Here is a 19,217-nt window from a genome sequence, read left to right as displayed (position 1 = left end):
TTTTGAGGGTTTTATGAAAGAGATAAAAGATTTTGAAAAGATAAGAATAAAAATAGCATCTCGTGATCAGATTAGGAGTTGGTCTTATGGAGAGGTTAAAAAATCTGAAACTATTAACTATAGAACTTTAAGGCCTGAGAAAGATGGTCTTTTTTGCGAGAGAATTTTTGGAACAACTAAAGAATGGGAATGTTATTGTGGGAAGTTTAAGTCAATAAGATATAAAGGCATTATTTGTGATCGTTGTAATGTTGAGGTAACGCATTTTAAAGTTAGGCGTGAGAGAATGGGACATATTGAACTCTCAGCTCCTGTTGCTCATATATGGTATTATAAATATATTCCTTCTAGAATTGGTCTTTTACTTGATATTACAGCTTCTAATTTAAACTCTATTCTTTATTATGAGAAATATATAGTAATTGAACCAGGTGATACTGATCTTAAAAAGATGCAACTTTTAAATGAAGATGAATACTCTGAAGCAAAAGAGAGATATGGAATGTCTTTTAGTGCTTCAATGGGTGCTGAGGCAATTAAAACTTTACTTGAAAATCTTGATCTTGATGAACTTTCATCTAAGCTTAGACTTCAAATGATCGATAAAGATGATAAAACTGATAAAAAACTATTAAGGCGTCTTGAGATTATTGAAAATTTTAAAGTTTCTGGAAATAAGCCAGAATGGATGATTATGGATGTTCTTCCTGTTATCCCGCCAGAAATTAGACCAATGGTTCAGCTTGATGGTGGAAGATTTGCAACTTCTGACCTTAATGATCTCTATAGAAGAGTAATAAATAGGAATAATAGGTTAAGAAAACTTTTACTTCTTAATGCACCTGAGATCATTGTTAGAAATGAAAAAAGAATGTTACAAGAATCAGTTGATTCTCTTTTTGATAATTCGCATAAGAGAAAAGTTGTTAAGGGTACATCCAATAGACCGCTTAAATCCCTCTCTGATGCATTAAAGGGAAAACAAGGTAGATTTAGGCAAAACCTTCTTGGGAAAAGAGTTGATTATTCAGGTCGTTCTGTAATTGTTGTTGGACCTGAACTTAAGCTGCATCAGTGTGGTATTCCTGCAAAGATGGCGCTTGAGCTTTTTAAACCATTTGTAATTAGAAAATTAATTGAGAGTGAATCTGTATTTAACATAAAGAGAGCAAAAAGTCTAATTGAACAAGAAGTGGATGAAGTATGGCAGATTTTAGATAATGTTATTAAAGAGCATCCTGTGCTCTTAAACCGAGCTCCAACACTTCACAGATTGGGAATACAAGCTTTTGAACCAGTTTTGGTTGAAGGAAAGGCCATTAAATTGCATCCTCTTGTTTGTCATGCATATAATGCTGACTTTGATGGTGATCAGATGGCTGTACATGTTCCTTTAACACCTGCGGCACAGGCTGAGAGTTGGGCTTTAATGTTGTCAACTAATAATTTGTTAAATCCTGCAAACGGACATCCTATTGTATTTCCATCTCAAGACATTGTATTAGGTCTTTATTACTTAACTATGGAGAAGAAAAATGTAGTTGGTGAGGGACGTAAATTTGCTAATTTCAGTCATGTTCTTCTTGCAATTAATAATAAAAGTTTAGACTATAATGCACAAGTTTATGTAAAGATTGATGGTGAGTATGTAAAAACCACAGCAGGACGTGTTGTATTTAATGAAGCTTTACCAGGGAAGATTGCATTTGTAAATAAAACCCTTAGTGATTATGAGTTACAAAGTTTAATTTCTGAAGTTTATGTTATTTATGGCTCTTCTATTGTAATTGAGATGTTAGATATTATTAAGGAACTTGGGTTTAAATATGCTACTAAATTTGGATGTACAATAAGTATGAGCGATATTATTGTGCCTGAAGAGAAGAAAGTATATGTGGATAAGGCTAATAGAGAGATTGCAAAGATTCAGAATGATTATACTAAAGGTGTTATTACTGGAGAAGAGAGATACAATAATGTTGTTTCTGTTTGGTCAAAGACAAATGAAGAGCTTACCAATAAGATGATGGAAATTCTTAAAAGAGATAGAGATGGATTTAATGTAATTTATATGATGGCTGATTCTGGTGCTCGTGGAAGTAGAAATCAGATAAGACAGCTTGCAGGAATGAGAGGATTAATGGCTAAAACCTCTGGAGATATTATTGAACTTCCAATTATTTCTAATTTTAAGGAAGGGCTCTCTGTTATAGAGTTTTTTATCTCTACAAATGGTGCAAGGAAGGGGCTTGCAGATACAGCTCTTAAGACAGCAGATGCTGGATATTTAACACGAAGATTGGTAGATATTGCTCAAGATGTTGTTGTTAGAATAGAAGATTGTGGGACTATTAATGGCATAAAAGTTGAGGCTTTAAAGAATGGTGAGGAAATAGTTGAGCCTTTAAGAGAAAAAGCTGTTGGAAGTTATTCAATTGAGAGAATAAAAAGTCCTATTACAGGTGAAATTATTTTAGATGTAAATGAGGAGGTTACAGAGGATAAGATAAAATTATTAGAAACTGTTGGTATTGATAAACTTGTAATTAGATCTGTTTTAACTTGTGAAGCTGAGCATGGAGTTTGTCAAAAATGTTATGGACGAGATTTTTCAAATAATAAGCCTGTTAATATTGGAGAGGCTGTTGGAATAATAGCTGCTCAGTCGATAGGTCAGCCAGGAACACAGCTTACCATGAGAACTTTTCACATTGGGGGAGTTGCACAAGCTGGTAGTGAGGATGATAAGATTGCACTTAAGAACGCTTTCATTCTTAATGGATTAGAGGGATTTAATGTGCAGGTTGATGACGGGTTGCTTTTTACAAGAAAAGGAACTTTGAAAGTAATAAATGTTATTTATGAGGAAAATATTAAAGAAATTAAAGAACTTAAAGTCTTAGCTTCTCAAAAGGTAATTAAGGGAATGCCTTTATTTGTAAATAAGAATGGTATTGATGTATTATCATCTCATATTGGTTATGTTAAAATTAAAGACGACAAGCTAATGATTGTCTCTGAGGAGCAAGAAATATCTCTAAAGGCTGGTACTAGACTTGAGATAAATGTGGGTGATTATGTTGAGGCTGGGCGTGTAATTGGAACATTTGATCCATTTGCAGAACCAATTATTGCTGAATTTAAGGGAAAAGTTAAATTTAAAGATATTATATTAGGAACAACTCTTAAAGAAGAGATAAATCTTGAAACTGGAAATATTGAGAAGAGAATTACTGATCAAGTGTTTGAGTCCCTTGATCCTAGAATCTTAATTATTAATGATAGAGGGGTTGAGATTGCATCTTATGTTCTTCCTGGGGATGCTTATCTTCAAGTTGAAGATGGACAAGATATTAATATAGGGGATGTTATTGCTAAGCTTTCTAAAGGTTCTGAGAAAACCCAAGATATTACTGGTGGTCTTCCTAGGGTTAATGATTTATTTGAAACAAGAATTCCAAAGAATTTGACTGAAATGGCTAAGGTAAGTGGAGTTGTTCAGTTTAAGGCAATTCAGAAAGGTAAAAGACTTATTAATATTTTAGATGAGTATGGAGTTGAGCATAAGCATTATATTCCTGCTGGGAAACATCTCTTAGTTAGAGATGGAGATGTTGTTAAGGCTGGAGATATGCTTTGTGATGGAAGAATTAATCCTCATGATGTTCTTGAAATTCTTGGTGGAATTAGTTTGCAAGAGTTTTTATTAGCAGAAATTCAGGATGTTTATAGGAAGCAAGGTGTAAGTATTAATGATAAGCATATTGGTGTTATCATTAAACAGATGATGAAAAAAGTCAAGATTGTGTCTGTGGGTGATACTAATTTTGTTTATAATCAAAAGGTGGACAAACATGCTTTTTATGAGCAAAATAAAAGGGTAATTGAGCAAGGCGGTGAACCTGCAGTAGCTAGTCCAATCCTTATTGGAATAACAAAAGCATCTCTTAATATAGATTCATTTATTTCAGCTGCTTCTTTCCAAGAAACAACTAAAGTGTTAACAGATGCTTCAATTGCAGGTAGCGTTGATGATCTTAAAGGTCTTAAGGAAAATGTTGTGATTGGACATTTAATTCCTACAGGCACAGGTATGAATTTATATAAAAGAGTTAAGGTAAGGGAAAATTCAAGCTCTGAAGTGTAGCTTGAAAATAAATCATATATTTGATACCATTTATTGGTAAAATTAGGAAAAAGGGAGCATAGATGCCTACAATCAATCAACTAATTAGGAAGCCAAGAAAGAGTCAAAAAGAAAAGACAGCATCTCCTGCGCTTCAAAATTGTCCTCAAAGAAGAGGAATTTGTACTCGTGTAATGACAGTTACACCTAAGAAACCTAATTCAGCTTTAAGAAAAGTTGCTCGTGTTAGGCTTTCAAATGGATTTGAGGTAACAGCTTACATTCCAGGGATTGGTCATAATTTGCAAGAGCACTCAGTTGTTTTAATTAGGGGTGGACGGGTTAAAGATTTGCCAGGTGTTAGGTACCATATTATCAGGGGAGCTAAGGATACTCTTGGTGTTAATAATCGGAAGCAAGGTCGTTCTAAGTATGGGACTAAGAAACCAAAAGCTTAAGAGGTGTAAATTGTATGTCAAGAAAGAGTAAAAAAATTAAGAAAAAAGTCTTTAAAGATTCTAAGTATAATTCTCAAGTGATAGCTAAATTTGTGAATAGAATGATGTTTGATGGAAAAAAATCCATCAGTGAAGCTATAGTTTATAATTCAATTGATATGCTTGCAGAAAAGATTGAAGAAGTTGATAAGATTGCTGCTTTCAATAAGGCCTTAGATAATGTTAAACCATTAGTGGAGGTTAGAAGTAGAAGGGTTGGTGGTGCTACTTATCAAGTACCAGTTGAAGTTAGAGAGGAAAGACGTGAAGCTTTAGCAATGAAGTGGATTATTTCAGCTGCTAGAAAGGCTAGTGGGAAGTCGATGCAAGAAAAGTTAGCAAATGAATTTGTTAATTCTTACAATTCAACAGGTGCTGCTTTTAAAAAGAGAGAAGATACTCATAGAATGGCAGAGGCAAATAGAGCTTTCACGCATTACAGATGGTAATAACAGATAACTTTTTGATACTTCAATCTTTTATATTGCGAGTTTGATTGATTTTATATAAAATTGATCAGAGGTTCGCGTATATGTTAAAAAAGATTATTTTATTTTTTTTGATCGTGGGTTGTTCAGGCCCACAAAATAAGACCGCATTATCTAATACTATTGCTGTTATTGTCGATGGAACTTTTGATGATAGAGGTTTTAATGAAAATTCTTCCAAGGCAATGACTCAACTTAAAGAAGAATCTAGAGTTAATGTAATTCAAAAAGCATCAAAGGCTTCCGGTTATTTAGCAGATATTGGAGGACTGGAAGAGAGTGGATCTAGTTTAATTTGGGGAGTTGGTTTTAAGTTTACAGATACTTTCTTGCAAAAATCACTCGAGAATTCTGATGTGAATTATGGAATTATTGAAGGTTCTTATGGAGAAGGTGTTGAGTTGCCCAAAAACTTAGTAAATGTAAATTTTAGATCTGAGGAAGGAGCGTTTTTAGTTGGATATCTAGCAGCTAAGATATCTAAGACGGGTAGGATTGGATTTTTAGGTGGAATAGAAGGTGTAGTTCTAAGTGCATTCAGATATGGATATGAAGCTGGTGCTAAATATGCAAATAAAGATATTGAATTGAATTCTCAATATATAGGCTCATTTTCTGATCTCTCGCTTGGACGTTCAATGGCAAGTAAGATGTATGCTTCTGGGATTGATATTATATTTGCAGCAGCAGGGCTTGCAGGTCTTGGTGCTATTGAGGTTGCAAAAGAGCTTGGGGCTGGATATTATATTGTTGGGGTTGATCAGGATCAATCATATCTTGCACCTGATAACGTACTTGTATCATATGTTAAGAGGATTGATATAGTTATGTTAGATTTGACAAGATCTTATTTAGAGATTGGCAAGTGGACTGGTGGGCATAACTTAGAATTTGGACTTCAAGATGGAGCACTTGATTTAATTTTTAATAAGTCAATAAGTTTAATAAAGGATTATGATTTCCTTTCAGTAATTAAAGATAAGATAATCAATAATGAGATTAAGGTTCCCAAAGATGGAAAATCTTATGACAACTTTGTTGTTAATCTGTTACATAAGAGCTAATATGACTATGGAGGGGGTGTTATATGAAGAAATTCCTAGTGTTTATTTTTGTTGTATTAGCTTTTTTAGGGTGTAATAAGAAGTCATTCACTTCTGAGTCTTCTAAGAAGCCCGTAATTTCTCTTATAGTTGATGGAACTTTTGATGATAAGTCATTTGGTGAGGATGCTTGGAAGGGTGTTCAAATATTAGAGAAAGATTTTGGAGTTGAGATTGTTGGAAAAGCTTCAACAAGTTCTGCTTATACTAGTGATTTAGAGAGTCTTAAAGATAAAGGTTCTAGCATTATCTGGGGAGTTGGTTTTAGACTTCAAGAAGCTACTGAGCAGGCTGCTGTTCTTAATAGAGATATTAATTATGGCGCTATTGATGTTACTTATGAAGATAATGTAAGTCTTCCTGATAATTTGCTTGGCCTCTCATTTAAAGTTGAAGAGGCTTCATTTTTAGCTGGATATCTAGCTGCTAAGACATCTAAGACAGGTAAGATTGGATTTATAGGTGGAATGGATAGCGTAGTTATTAATTCATTTAAATATGGATATGAAGCTGGTGCTAAATATGCAAATAAAAACATTGAGTTAAATTCTCAGTATGTGGGTTCATTTTTAGATTCCTCCTTGGCTAGGACTATTGCTTTGAAGATGTATAAAGGTAATACTGATGTCATATTTGTAGCAGCAGGGTTTGCAGGTCTTGGAGTGATTGAAGTTTCAAAGGAGCTTGGTGCTGGATATTATATCATTGGAGTTGATCAGAATCAGTCATATCTTGCATCTGATAATGTTTTAACGTCAGTTGTTAAAAATGTTGGGAATTCTCTTTATGAGATAACAAAGAATTATTTAAATACAAATGATTTTGATGGTGGGAAAATATTAAAATTTGGACTTAAAGATAGTGCTGTAGGTATTGTTAAGCATAATTCTAAAATTAAAGATGACATTAAAGTTGAGATTGAGATTATAGAAGATAAAATAGTTCGTGGTGATATCTTGGTTCCAAGCAATCTTGATGAATATAATAAGTTTTTAGATATGCATAATCTATTGAATTAATTCCTTGATTGGGGAGGCAATTTCATTAATATTTATTTTTTAAGTGTACTTTTTATATAATGTAAGTTTTGATATTTAGAATTTAGTGTGATTTTTATTGATAGTTTGCATAGATTTTATTTAAAATTGAGAAATGTTTAAATTTGTTTTATGGAGAGGATAGTTTGTGTCAAAAAATTTATGTTTTATAATTTTATTTATTTTATTATTTGTGTCTTGTTTTTCTTCAAAAGAATCTTCTTCTGTTGCTGTGAGTAGTAACGTTGTTATGGGAATTGTGTTTCCAGGTAATTTTGATGATAAGGGTTATTTTCAAAATGCTCTTGATGGTGCTATTAGCATAAGAGATGAGTTTGGAATCAAGCTTATTTCAAAGGTTTTAACACCTTATCCTGCTGAAGGTAAGATATTGATGACAGCTGATGAAGTGTTAGCAGAAGATGTTTATGCTTTACAAAAGGATGGGGTCAATTTTACTTGGTTTATTAGTGCTCATTTTTCAGATTCTGCATTAAGATTTTCCCATGAAAATCCAAATGTTTTTTATGGAATTGTAGATCCTATTAATTATGATAATGTTATAATTCCTAAAAATTTTTTAGCTATTAATTTTAGGTCTGAGGAAGGAGCATTTTTAGCTGGGTATCTAGCTGCTAAGATGAGTAAGAGCAATAGGGTTGGGTTTTTGACTGGTGTTAATGTTGGGCATATTGAGAGGTTTTTAGTTGGATTTAGAGCAGGGGCTTTTTATGCAAATCCTAAGACAAGAGTGATTTTTAAGAGAATTTTAGATGACTTTAGCGAAGTTAGTGGTAAATTTGTTGCCGAGCACATGTACGTTGAAGATGGTATTGATGTCATTTTTCCTGTAATGGGTTCTGCTTCATTAGGTGTGTTTGCTGCTGCAAAGGAGCTTGGGGCTGGTCATTATGTAATTGGGGCTAATAAAGATCAGGCATACCTTGCACCTGGGCATGTTATTACTTCTGTAATTAAGGATGTTGGGAAGGCCATATACAATTTTTCATTAGATGTTGTTAAAAATAATAGATTTAATGGTGGTAGGATGATTGAAAGGGGAATGAAGGAAGGCGTTATAGATATTGTAAAAGATCCTAATATTATTGGTAATAATTTGTTTAATACCCTTATAAAAATTCAGAATGCGATAGTTAATGGGGATCTTATTATACCTTCTACTGAACATGAGTTTGATTTATTTAAGGCAAGGTTATAAACTTTTAGTTAGATTGGTTTAAAGGGAGATATATATGAAAAATTTATTCTTAATTTTGTGTTTTTTATGTTTTTCATGTTCTGGTTCTAAGGCTGATGGTGGACTTACTAAGATTGCTGTCTTAGTTGATGGAACTTTTGATGATGAATCTTTTAATGGGAGTGCTTGGAAGGGTGCTAAGAAGGTAGAAAAAGAATTCGGATTAGAAATAATGATGAAGGAGTCTAATGCAAATTCTTATTTAGCTGATCTTGAGTCATTAAAGGATAATGGTTTAAATTTTATCTGGTTAGTTGGGCATAAGTTTAGTGATTTTGCTGTTATTGCTGCTTTAGAAAATCCAGAGAGCAAATATGTAATTATTGATCCGGTTTATGCGAGTGATTTGGTCATTCCTGAGAACTTGTCAGCCATAACTTTTAGAACTGAGGAAGGAGCATTTCTGGTAGGTTATATTGCAGCTAAGATGTCTAAGACGGGTAGAATTGGATTTCTAGGTGGAGTTGATGATATAGTTGTTAATACATTTAGGTATGGGTATGAATCTGGTGCTATTTATGCGAATAAGAATATTAATATTGAGAATAAGTATATTGGCAATTTTGTTAATACTGATACTGGAAAGAGCATGGCAAATGCGATGTATGCGGAAGGTATAGACATTATTTATCATGTTGCAGGTTTAGCTGGGATTGGAGTTATTGAATCTGCTCGTGATCTTGGAGATGGGCATTATGTTATTGGAGTTGATCAGGATCAGTCACACCTTGCACCTGATAATGTTATTACGTCTTCAATTAAAGATATTGGACGAGTTTTAAATATTATGATTTCTAATTACTTAAAGACAAATGCCTTTGAGGGGGGGCAAGTATTAAGTTATGGATTAAAAGAAGGATTTTTAGATTTTGTTAAAAATCCTAAGATGATTTCTTTCGAGCTTGAAAAGGAATTAGATGATCTCTCTGAGAGAATAATTAATGGAAAGATTATTGTTCCAAATAATGAGAGGACTTATAATCAATTTATGAGGAAGATTCTTTAATTAATGTGAATTTTAAGTAATTATTGAGATAATATATTGCATATTTTTTTAATATGAGGTAAGCTTGGTACTTATAGTTTGTGCTCAAGCTTTTTTAATTTTTAAGATATCAATCTGTTTTTGCGATTTATAGTTTTAACTAATTTGTTTTGATTAGATGTTGCTTAACTTTAAGATTGTGTTTAATATTAAAATTTTTGGTTTTCAGTCTCATTTTGTTATTATTATAATGTATAATAAATAGGAGTCGATTGATATTTGTTTTTCAGAGGTTTGAGCATTGAATAAGAATGTGTTTCCCAAAATTTACTATTACGATCAGGATTTTATTGATATTTATAATAAGAGTCTTTCTTGGATTCGAGACAAAATTGTTTTCTCGCAGGCTTTGGAGAAAGGTAGAAAGGATAAGAATTATTATTCTGAAAATCTTGAGTTTATAGATCAACTTCAAGCTTGTCTTTCAAGCTTTTTTCTTGTTTACAGTAATGGGGAATATTCCCCCACATCTACTATTGATAAGTTTTATGAACTTCAAGAGGCATCTGGTGCAATTAGGGCTCGTTATGACCATAATAATAATGTTGTTCATATGGAAGGAAATGAGGATGGTATTGGATTGCCAATTTTTGCTTGGGTTGAATATAATTTATATCATAAAACAGGCAATAAGAGACGTATTTGTGATGTTTTGCCAGTTCTGAGTAAGTATTATAAATGGATAGAGAAAAAGTTTTTAAAATCAAATGGTCTTTATTCAATTGATATGAATAAAATTTTTTATAAAAATTCTCCCAGAAAGGATGCTTATTACCCTATAGATTTTAATTCATTTCAGGTACATAGTGCATATTGTATTGCAAAGTTGGCAGACATATTAAATGATAAAAATTTATCCCTTGAGTATAAGAAAAGATATTTTTCTCTTAAAGCTAAAATTAATTCATTGATGTGGGATGAGAAAGATGGCTTTTATTATGATCTTGATATTAAAGAGAATATTGTTAGATGTAAGACAATAGTAGGCTTCTTACCCCTTCTCTCTGAGATTCCAAGTGAGGATAGAATAGAGAGAATGATTTTTTATTTAAAAAGTCATGAACACTTTGGCACTCCAAATCCTTTTCCTACTCTTTCAGCTAATGATCCTGGCTTTAATTCGGATGGGAATGGGTATTATGGTTCTGTTTATACTTATATGAATTTTTTTGTTATTAAAGGACTTGAATATTGTGGACGTGCAAATATTGCAAGGGAATTTACTATAAGACATTTATATTATATATTAGATACTCTATTGCCTGATAGCAAAGTTAAGGGACATATTTGGGAAGCTTATAAGCCAATGAAAGAAGGACCTGCATATTTGGATGTTGAGCAAAAGCTCCTTCCAGAAAAAGATGTTATTTGTTATCTTGCGCTTTTTAGTATTAGCCTTATGATAGAAAATATTATTGGACTTACAATTAGTTTGCCTGATAAAACAGTCTATTGGAATATTCCTGCTCTTGAAGTTATGGGTATAGAGAGTTTATCACTTAAGAAGAATCGAACCACAATTATATGCAATAAGGGTAAGAGGGGCTGGGAGATCAAAATGGAATCAGAAAAACTTTACTACTTTACAATAAATATATTAAATAAAAAAGAAAAGACTCTCCCTATACCGTCAGGTAGATGTTCAATGCTTTTAGATAAGCTTTAATTAATAGGTTAGTTATAAACATTTATTCGAAATTAAAATCTTGGAGATATTGATATGATAGATGTTGTATTTTTAAAAACCTTGCTTGAAGAGAAAAAATATTCTGATATAAAGGAAGAGCTTTTAAGGTACGATGCTTTTGATATTAGTGAAGCTTTAAAGAAACTTAATGGTTCTGATTTGATTTTGCTTTATAGGTTCTTACCCAAGAAGGTTGCTGTTGAAGCTTTTTCTAATTTTGATCAAGTCACAAAAAATAAATTAGCTAATTCTTTTACAAATAGAGAAATAAGAGAGATGATAGATGAACTTAATCTTGATGATGTTATTGATCTCTTAGAAGAAGTTCCAGCAAATGTTGTGCAAAGGTTTTTAGCAAGTTCTACTGAGGAAAATAGAGAAATTATTAATAAATTTTTATCTTACAGTGATGATTCTGCTGGTTCAATTGTGACTATAGAATATATTGAGCTTAAAGATTATTTTCGTGTTGGAGAAGCTCTTGATTATATTAGAAAGGTTGCAAAAACCAAAGAAGACATTTATACCTATTATATTACAGATGAAGAAAAACGGTTAAAAGGCGTTGTTAAGATTGAAGATTTAATGTTATCTAGTGATGATGTTATCATTTCTGCAATAATGAAAAACAGTGGATTTTATATTGTAAAAGTTAGTGATGAGAAGGAAGATGTTGCTCTGCTTTTTCAAAATCATGATATTTCGAGTGTTCCTGTTGTTGATAATGAGGGACGAATGATAGGAGTCATTATTATTGATGATATTCTTGAAGTTATTCAGAATTTAAATACCGAAGATTTTCAGATAATGGCAGCAGTTACTCCTTTAGGTAAGTCTTATCTTGATACTTCTATTTTTGACATGACAAAAAATAGAATAATTTGGCTTTTGGTACTTATGATATCTTCTACTTTGACTGCCACTATAATTACTAATTATCAGAATTTAGTTTTATCTTTGGTTATCTTAACTAGTTTTATTCCACTTTTAATGGATACGTCAGGAAATGCTGGTTCGCAAGCATCTGCTTTAATCATTCGTGAACTTGCTCTTGGGACTTTGAAGGTGGGGGATTTTTTTAAGGTGCTACTTAAGGAAGTATGTGTCAGTGTTTTAGTTGGTTCAATTCTTGCTAGTATTAATTTTTTAAGAATTATATTTTTTGTAATTCCTGAACATAATGAAAAGTTTAGAATAGCTTTTGTTGTTTCTGCATGTTTGATGATAGGGTTGATGGTAGCAAAAATATTGGGCGGTCTTTTACCCATTTTAGCTAAGTTTATAAGAATAGATCCAGCTTTAATGGCTGGGCCTTTAATTACTACTATTGCTGATGTTATTACCTTAATTGCTTATTTTAATATAGCAAAATTAGTATTAGCCAATTATTTTTAAGTGTGCTCTATTTCTAGTGGGAGTAAATGGAACTAAAATAGAATTAAATTGGAGAAAATTTTGAGTGATTGTATTTTTTGTAAAATAGTAAAAAATGAAATGACCTGTTATAAGGTTTATGAGGATGAGTTAGTGCTTGCTTTTCTTGATATTAATCCTTTAAATATTGGACATACTCTTGTTATTCCAAAACAACATAGCAATGATGCTTTGGATATGAGTGATGAACTTAATGGACAAATATTAAAAGTTTGTAAGAGAATAGCTCTTTCTTTGAAAAAATTGGATTTAAATATTTGTAAGGGAGTTAATATTTATAGTGCAATTGGTTCTGATGCGGGCCAAGTTATTTTTCATACTCATTTTCATGTGATTCCGAGGTTTCGGGGGGATAATCTTGGTTTTAAAAGAGGTAGTAGTATTGAACTCTCAGGAGATGAATTTTTAGATTTGTCTGAGAAGATAAGTCAAAATATTTAAGATTTTTTATTAAAAATAGAGATTTTGTTTTTATAGAAATTTGTACTAAGATTAAGTTAGTCTGTATGTTGAATTAAATTCCATGACGTATTGAAAAATATCTTACTTATATTTTTCAAATAACATAGTGTTTTTCTGTAAATGAATCCCTACTATTATTAAGGATATGTTAAGTTTTCCTCTTTTATATTTGTTAGTGTTGTTAAATACCGATTAGATTCATATTTTGCCATGTTTAGATTGTGATCTTGGTAATTACCACATTCCTTTTCAGTTGCTCCTGTGACATTTCCTTGAAAATTTGTAATCTCATAAAAAAGCCAAGATATTAAATCGATAAGATCCTTGCTTTCATAGTTTCCTAAAAGGATTAGGTAAAATCCAGTTCTACAGCCCATTGGCCCAAAATATAATATTTTATCGCCCCAGACTTTATTATTTCTCAGCAGTGTTGCTCCTATATGCTCAATTGTATGTAATTCCGCGTTATTAATTACAGGTTCCCTATTGGGAGCTTTCATCCTAATATCTACAGTAGTGCATGTTAAATTTTCAAATATATCTTTTCTTGAGATATATATACCAGGTTTTAGTTTTGTGTGATCAATTGTAAAGCTCGATATTTTATTCATATTTTAAACTCCTTTTTTATTGTATCTACGAAATCTAATTTTTCCCATTCTAGTTCATTTTTTCCAAAATGTCCGTATATGCATGTCTTAGAGTAAATGGGTTCTCTTAATTTTAATTTTTTAATTATACCGTTGGGAGTTAGGTCAAAATTATTTATGATAAAACTTAATATTTTTTTTTCATATTCATGATCATTTATGCCCGTAGTTATTTTAATAGATACTGGATTGGGAATTCCAATGGCATAAGCAAGTTGCATTTCAAATTCTTTAGAAATACCCGCAGCTACCATGTTCTTAGCAATGTATCTTGATATGTAAGCAGCTGATCGGTCAACCTTAGTAGCATCTTTGCCACTGTAAGCGCCACCACCATGCCTTGCAAATCCACCATAACTATCAGCAATAATTTTTCTTCCTGTAAGACCTGTATCTCCAGTAGGTCCTCCGATGACAAAATTGCCTGAGGGGTTAATATAATATTTGATATTCTCATCAAGCATTGATTTGCTTTGAAGGGTAGGTTTTATAATCTTTTCAATAATTGTTTGTCTTAGGAAATCTTGAGGAATATCAGGGTCATGTTGATGAGATACAACAATATTATTGATTCTAATAGGATTTTTATTAGAATCATATTCAATGGTAACTTGGGATTTTGCGTCAGGACGTAGCCATTTAATTTCACCTGATTTTCTAAGTTCGCTGGCTTTTTGCAAGATTAAGTTAGATAATTCATATGCTATTGGTAAAAAATTTTCAGTCTCATTGCATGCATAACCAAATATTATTCCCTGATCACCTGCTCCTATATCTTTTGTATCTTTTTTATCAACCGCATTTGTAATGTCAATTGACTGGGAGCCAATAGCATCAATTATTGTGGCAGATTTATAGTCAAGTCCATATTCTATATTTGTGTATCCAATATTTTTTATTGTTTGTTTTGCAATTTCTTTTATATCTATATCTTTTTTTGCTTTGCTGTTTATCTCTCCTGCTATTACTACTAAGTTCTGTGAAACTAAAGTTTCACATGCGACTTTTGCCATTTTATCTCTTTTAAGTATTTCATCAAGTATAGCGTCAGAAATTTGATCTGCAATCTTATCTGGGTGTCCTTCAGATACAGCTTCAGATGTTGATGTTAGATTATTATTTAGCATATTATCACCTTTGTATATAATTATATGAGTTTAATGAGTTCTCTTACCATCTTGGCTGAGTTTATTGATGCATTTTGTAAGAACTTATTGAAATCTATGTGATTATCTTTGATGTTTGGTAAATCAGATACAGAACGAGTGATAATAAAAGGTATTTTGAATGTATGTGCTACTTGGGCAACCGCAGCACTTTCCATCTCTACAGCTAAAGCATCTGCAAAGTTATTTTTAATTCCTTCTAATTGTTTTTCGTCTCCAATAAATTGATCGCCTGTAAGTATTAGACCAATATGAACATTAATATTTTTAAATTTATCTTGGGTAATATTAATAATTTTGCTTAATAAATTTTCATCTGCTTTAAATTTTTGTGGAAATCCGGGTACTTGTCCTATTTTATGTCCAAATTTAGTTAAATTAAAATCATGAAATGCCGTCTCTGATGATACTATAATGTCTGCTATTTTAAGATTTGCAGATTCTTTAAGTCCACCGGCAGTTCCTGAATTAATTATATGAGTGATTTTATATTTTGATATAATATAGCTATTCCACATAGCGGCATTTACTTTTCCAATACCAGTAGTTAAAGAGATTACCTTGTGACCTGCAATTTCTCCCTTATAAATTTTTTTTTCACCTGAATACTCATCTAATATAATTTCTTCTTTGTTCTCGATAATCTTATTTATCTCTGTCGATTCTTCATCCATTGCAGATGTTATTAAAATCATACTTTACTCCTTTTACATTTCCTTTAAGCCATATTTTTTTAAAATAAATTCTATTTCATCTTGTCTTAGTATTTTTTTTATTCCCGTTTCTGTTTTAGGTATGGATTTGACGTAATTGTGATTTTCGCTAGGGGGTACAATTTTGCCATCCTTTATTATGTATTTTATATATGGGACATTAACATTAATTTCATTGATTTTTATTATTTTAGCAATTGAATTGTCATTAAGTTCAACAATAAAGTCTAGAGGACATTGAGAGAGCACCTTAATTATTAATTTTAAAACTCTTTTATCAAATTTCCTATCAGCATCTTGTATTAGTTCAATAAGAGATGCGCCAGAGTTTAAAGCCCCTTTATATGTTTTCTCTAGAAGGATTGCACTGTATGCACTAGCAGCACCTATTATATTAGACTCAATATTTATCTTTTCGCTTTTAAGTTTGTTAGGGTATCCTGAACCATCTAAGTTTTCTTTATGAGTTAGTATTGCTAGGCAGATAGATTGTGAGAAATTAGTAGTTGAGAGTATTTTATAACCAAGTATGGGATATTTTCTGATTACTTGAAATTCTTCATCGCTTAATTTTTCTTTTTTTTCACTTATTCTCGGAGGGATAAATAGGAAACCTATTTTATGCAGAAGAGCTATTGTACAAAGTTCAACTGTCTTATGATTGTTTAAATTCATCTCGTTTCCAAGTGCTACGGTTAGTATTGCGGTGTTTATTGAGTGAACAACATGGTAGTCGGACAAGAGTTTAGGTACTTTCATATATTTGATGAATGTTTGTTGATTTTTTTTATAAAATTCCATTACCTTTTTGATGGTTGGAAGAACGTCTTGATAGTAGATTTTTTTGTTTTTCTTGCAAGTTTCATATACTTCTTCTAAATTACTTATTAGTATATGATAATTGGCAATGGATTCTTCATCATATTCTATATTAATAAGTTTTTTTGTTTCTCGTATTAATGTTTCATCAAAGAACGTTCTTTGCAGCTTGAGAGCACTTTTTAACCCCCATTTTTCAATAAGTTCAGTGTTAATAGGGTTTAAAAGCGAGTTTTTAGGCCAGACTAGGAAGTCTTTATCTATTGTATACGAAAAATTTTTTATATCTTTTGATAGGTTATCAAAGCTTTGCATTTTGCTCCTTAGGCTTCAAACTTAGTAATAAGCATGTGTAGCATATTATTTATTAATTGTCTATCTATTTAGTATAATACTACATGTGTACATTAATTTTAAAATTGAATTTTATTATAAGAGATTTTTAATGGTTGAGAGAATACTTTTTATTTTTAATATCATGTTTTTTGCTGTTTTCCTATATTTTGTTTATTTATTAGAAATTTTAAAATTTTCGAATTTTTTAGACTTTATTGTTTTGTATGCTCATGTTCTTTTAATTTTTATTTTAATTATATTTATTTTTAATATTGTTTATTCTAAATTTCTATATTCAAGATTATATTTTATATTGAATGGTGTAGAGCATACTTATACTTTTTTAAAGCTTAAGATGATTCGCAAGAGACTTAAGAGTGTATTTGATATTTCTCTTCTTTTAAAAATAATTTTAATTAAACAAGATAAAAAGAGTCTTGATGAGATTTATTTTTATTTGAAAGATACTAAAATGAGCATTAAGACGATAATAGAACTTTATTCCATATGTATTAGTTTCAGGGAGAGAGGGAAAGCTTCTAGTTTGATTGTAAATCATGCAGGCAGTGAGAATAAATGGATAAGGTATTGTGTGGCACTTAATGCTATTGCCGATAAAGAATATGGTAAATTGATTGAGGAGATCAACTTTTTAAAGAAGTATTTTTTAAGAGGGGATCCTATTTTTACACTTTATTTTTATTATGTTTTGAGAAAATCAAATTTGGAATACCAATTGATTGAAAAAAATAGACTTGAGATTAGAGATAAATATTTTAAATATAAAGATCGATTGAATGTTAAGCATACAAAGTTGCTTAATTCAAACTTATTTTTTATAGTGTTTTACTACATTTATGATATTTCAAAAAAGGATATTTTTTATTAAAAGAGGTTATGTTTTGAATATTAGAGTTAGATATGCGCCTTCTCCTACTGGGTTGCAGCACATTGGGGGAATTAGAACAGCTTTATTTAATTATTTTTTTGCTCGGTCATGTGGCGGGCAATTTTTGCTTAGAATAGAGGATACGGACCAGAGTAGATATTTTCAAGAAGCAGAAGAGGATTTGTATCAAAGTTTAAAGTGGCTTGGCATTGATTTTGATGAGGGACCTACTTGTGGAGGTCCTTATGAACCTTATGTTCAGTCAAAGAGAACAGCAATATATCAAAAATATGCTAAACAATTGATTGAACTTGGAAATGCTTATTATTGTTATTGCAAGCCTGAGAGACTTGAGAGAATTAGAAAGATTCAAACTGTAAATAAGATGGCACCAGGTTATGATAGACATTGCAGAAATTTAAGTGAGAGTGAAATAAAAGATGTTTTAAGTTTAGGAATCACTCCTGTTATTAGATTTAAGATTCCTCTTGACGGGGAGACTTGTTTTAATGACATTTTGCTTGACAAGGTTACGTGGGCAAATAAGGATATTAGTCCTGATCCTGTGATTCTTAAATCCGATGGACTTCCAACTTATCATCTTGCAAATGTTGTTGATGATCATTTAATGGAAATCTCGCATGTATTAAGAGCTCAAGAATGGGTGTCCTCAGGGCCTTTGCATGTGCTTCTTTATAATGCTTTTGGATGGAAGCCCCCCATTTATTGCCATCTTCCAATGGTAATGGGAAGCGATGGGCAGAAATTAAGCAAGAGGCATGGTGCTACAGCTTTAAGACAATTTATTGATGATGGATATCTTCCAGAAGCTATTATTAATTACATTACCTTGCTTGGTTGGTCTTATGATGATAAGAGTGAATTTTTCACGAAAAATGAACTTCAAAGACTATTTTCTATTGAGCGAGTCAATAAATCCCCTGCTGTTTTTGATTATAATAAATTAGATTTTTTTAATAGTCATTATATTAAAGAGAAAGGAGATGATGAGTTAGCCAAGCTTTTAATTCCATTCTTGCAAAAAGCAGGCTATATTAAAGAAGATATTAATTCTTGTGATGAGCAAAAATTAATGCTTTTAATTCCTCTAATAAAGCCAAGAATTAGAAAACTTAGTGAAGCTGTAACTATGCTTAAGTTTTTCTATGAAGATATTAAAACGTGGAATTTAGATGAGTTTTTAGGTAAGAAAAAAACAGCAAGTGATATTTATTTGCTTTTGGAAAAGATTAAGCCAGTATTAGAAGGTTTTGAAACAAGGATGTTGCTTGATAACGAAAAAATTTTTTATAATTTTGCTAAGGAGAATAATCTAAAAATAGGAGAAGTGCTTCTTCCAATTAGGATTGCAGTTCTTGGAAGCAAGGTATCACCGCCTCTTTTTGATTCTTTGCAATTACTTGGCAAAGTTAAGGTTTTTGATAGAATAAATCAAGCACAACAATTTTTAAAAAGGCATGAATTATAAATAAGTTTTAGGATGTTT

Annotated in this window: 16 protein-coding genes; 12 read left to right on the top strand and 4 right to left on the bottom strand. The window is 31.4% G+C overall.

Annotation, left to right across the window (positions count from 1 at the left end; all coding sequences use genetic code 11):
• Positions 1-13: 13 nt before the first annotated feature.
• From rpoC to bhYOR_RS01850, 10 genes are all read left to right on the top strand, one after another.
• Positions 14-4,147 carry a DNA-directed RNA polymerase subunit beta' gene (rpoC, locus tag bhYOR_RS01895; protein WP_025399717.1) on the top strand — a complete coding sequence of 1,378 codons (4,134 nt, stop codon included), beginning with the start codon at positions 14-16 and terminating at the stop codon, positions 4,145-4,147.
• A 62-nt stretch (positions 4,148-4,209) separates the two neighbouring features.
• Positions 4,210-4,584 (top strand): 30S ribosomal protein S12, encoded by a 375-nt coding sequence (rpsL, locus tag bhYOR_RS01890; RefSeq protein ID WP_011772336.1) that lies wholly within the window; start codon positions 4,210-4,212, stop codon positions 4,582-4,584.
• 14 nt (positions 4,585-4,598) lie between these two features.
• Complete coding sequence (gene rpsG, locus bhYOR_RS01885) at positions 4,599-5,072, top strand: 30S ribosomal protein S7 (RefSeq protein ID WP_025399716.1); 474 nt, start codon at positions 4,599-4,601, stop codon at positions 5,070-5,072.
• 83 nt (positions 5,073-5,155) lie between these two features.
• Positions 5,156-6,175, top strand: a complete 1,020-nt coding sequence (locus bhYOR_RS01880) for a BMP family lipoprotein (protein WP_025399715.1) — start codon at positions 5,156-5,158, stop codon at positions 6,173-6,175.
• Between the two features lie 23 nt (positions 6,176-6,198).
• A complete protein-coding gene (locus bhYOR_RS01875; protein WP_025399714.1) occupies positions 6,199-7,233 on the top strand; it encodes a BMP family lipoprotein in 1,035 nt (344 codons plus the stop codon).
• A 166-nt stretch (positions 7,234-7,399) separates the two neighbouring features.
• Positions 7,400-8,470, top strand: coding sequence for a BMP family ABC transporter substrate-binding protein (locus tag bhYOR_RS01870; protein WP_025399713.1), 1,071 nt, complete (start codon positions 7,400-7,402; stop codon positions 8,468-8,470).
• Between the two features lie 34 nt (positions 8,471-8,504).
• The gene (locus bhYOR_RS01865; protein WP_025399712.1) at positions 8,505-9,515 is read left to right on the top strand and encodes a BMP family ABC transporter substrate-binding protein; all 1,011 of its coding nucleotides are present in this window, start codon (positions 8,505-8,507) and stop codon (positions 9,513-9,515) included.
• A gap of 280 nt (positions 9,516-9,795) precedes the next feature.
• Positions 9,796-11,220 (top strand): MGH1-like glycoside hydrolase domain-containing protein, encoded by a 1,425-nt coding sequence (locus tag bhYOR_RS01860; protein WP_025399711.1) that lies wholly within the window; start codon positions 9,796-9,798, stop codon positions 11,218-11,220.
• 54 nt (positions 11,221-11,274) lie between these two features.
• The gene (gene mgtE, locus bhYOR_RS01855) at positions 11,275-12,636 is read left to right on the top strand and encodes a magnesium transporter (RefSeq protein WP_025399710.1); all 1,362 of its coding nucleotides are present in this window, start codon (positions 11,275-11,277) and stop codon (positions 12,634-12,636) included.
• A gap of 60 nt (positions 12,637-12,696) precedes the next feature.
• The gene (locus tag bhYOR_RS01850) at positions 12,697-13,116 is read left to right on the top strand and encodes an HIT family protein (protein ID WP_025399709.1); all 420 of its coding nucleotides are present in this window, start codon (positions 12,697-12,699) and stop codon (positions 13,114-13,116) included.
• A gap of 158 nt (positions 13,117-13,274) precedes the next feature.
• Here the strand turns inward: bhYOR_RS01850 and bhYOR_RS01845 are convergent, their stop codons facing one another.
• Genes bhYOR_RS01845 through bhYOR_RS01830 form a run of 4 tightly spaced genes read right to left on the bottom strand, consistent with a single transcriptional unit; the run spans position 13,275 to position 16,800 of the window.
• A complete protein-coding gene (locus tag bhYOR_RS01845; RefSeq protein WP_025399708.1) occupies positions 13,275-13,748 on the bottom strand; it encodes an S-ribosylhomocysteine lyase in 474 nt (157 codons plus the stop codon).
• The gene (gene metK / locus bhYOR_RS01840) at positions 13,745-14,914 is read right to left on the bottom strand and encodes a methionine adenosyltransferase (protein ID WP_025399707.1); all 1,170 of its coding nucleotides are present in this window, start codon (positions 14,912-14,914) and stop codon (positions 13,745-13,747) included. Before metK ends, bhYOR_RS01845 begins: the two co-directional genes overlap by 4 nt.
• Positions 14,915-14,934: 20 nt before the next feature.
• Positions 14,935-15,648 carry a 5'-methylthioadenosine/adenosylhomocysteine nucleosidase gene (locus bhYOR_RS01835; protein WP_025399706.1) on the bottom strand — a complete coding sequence of 238 codons (714 nt, stop codon included), beginning with the start codon at positions 15,646-15,648 and terminating at the stop codon, positions 14,935-14,937.
• Between the two features lie 12 nt (positions 15,649-15,660).
• Positions 15,661-16,800 (bottom strand): HD-GYP domain-containing protein, encoded by a 1,140-nt coding sequence (locus bhYOR_RS01830; protein WP_025399705.1) that lies wholly within the window; start codon positions 16,798-16,800, stop codon positions 15,661-15,663.
• 130 nt (positions 16,801-16,930) lie between these two features.
• Here bhYOR_RS01830 and bhYOR_RS01825 point away from each other — a divergent pair, with 130 nt between their 5' ends.
• Both bhYOR_RS01825 and gltX read left to right on the top strand, forming a co-directional pair.
• Positions 16,931-17,710, top strand: coding sequence for a hypothetical protein (locus bhYOR_RS01825; RefSeq protein WP_025434029.1), 780 nt, complete (start codon positions 16,931-16,933; stop codon positions 17,708-17,710).
• Positions 17,679-19,199 carry a glutamate--tRNA ligase gene (gene gltX / locus bhYOR_RS01820; protein ID WP_086936075.1) on the top strand — a complete coding sequence of 507 codons (1,521 nt, stop codon included), beginning with the start codon at positions 17,679-17,681 and terminating at the stop codon, positions 19,197-19,199. The genes bhYOR_RS01825 and gltX overlap by 32 nt, the downstream gene beginning before the upstream one ends.
• The last annotated feature ends 18 nt before the right edge of the window (positions 19,200-19,217 follow it).

Source organism: Borrelia nietonii YOR (assembly GCF_023035795.1).
Taxonomy (GTDB): Bacteria; Spirochaetota; Spirochaetia; order Borreliales; family Borreliaceae; genus Borrelia; species Borrelia hermsii.
The sequence above is the reverse complement of the archived record's forward strand: the minus strand, read 5'-3'. Positions and strand labels throughout refer to the sequence as shown.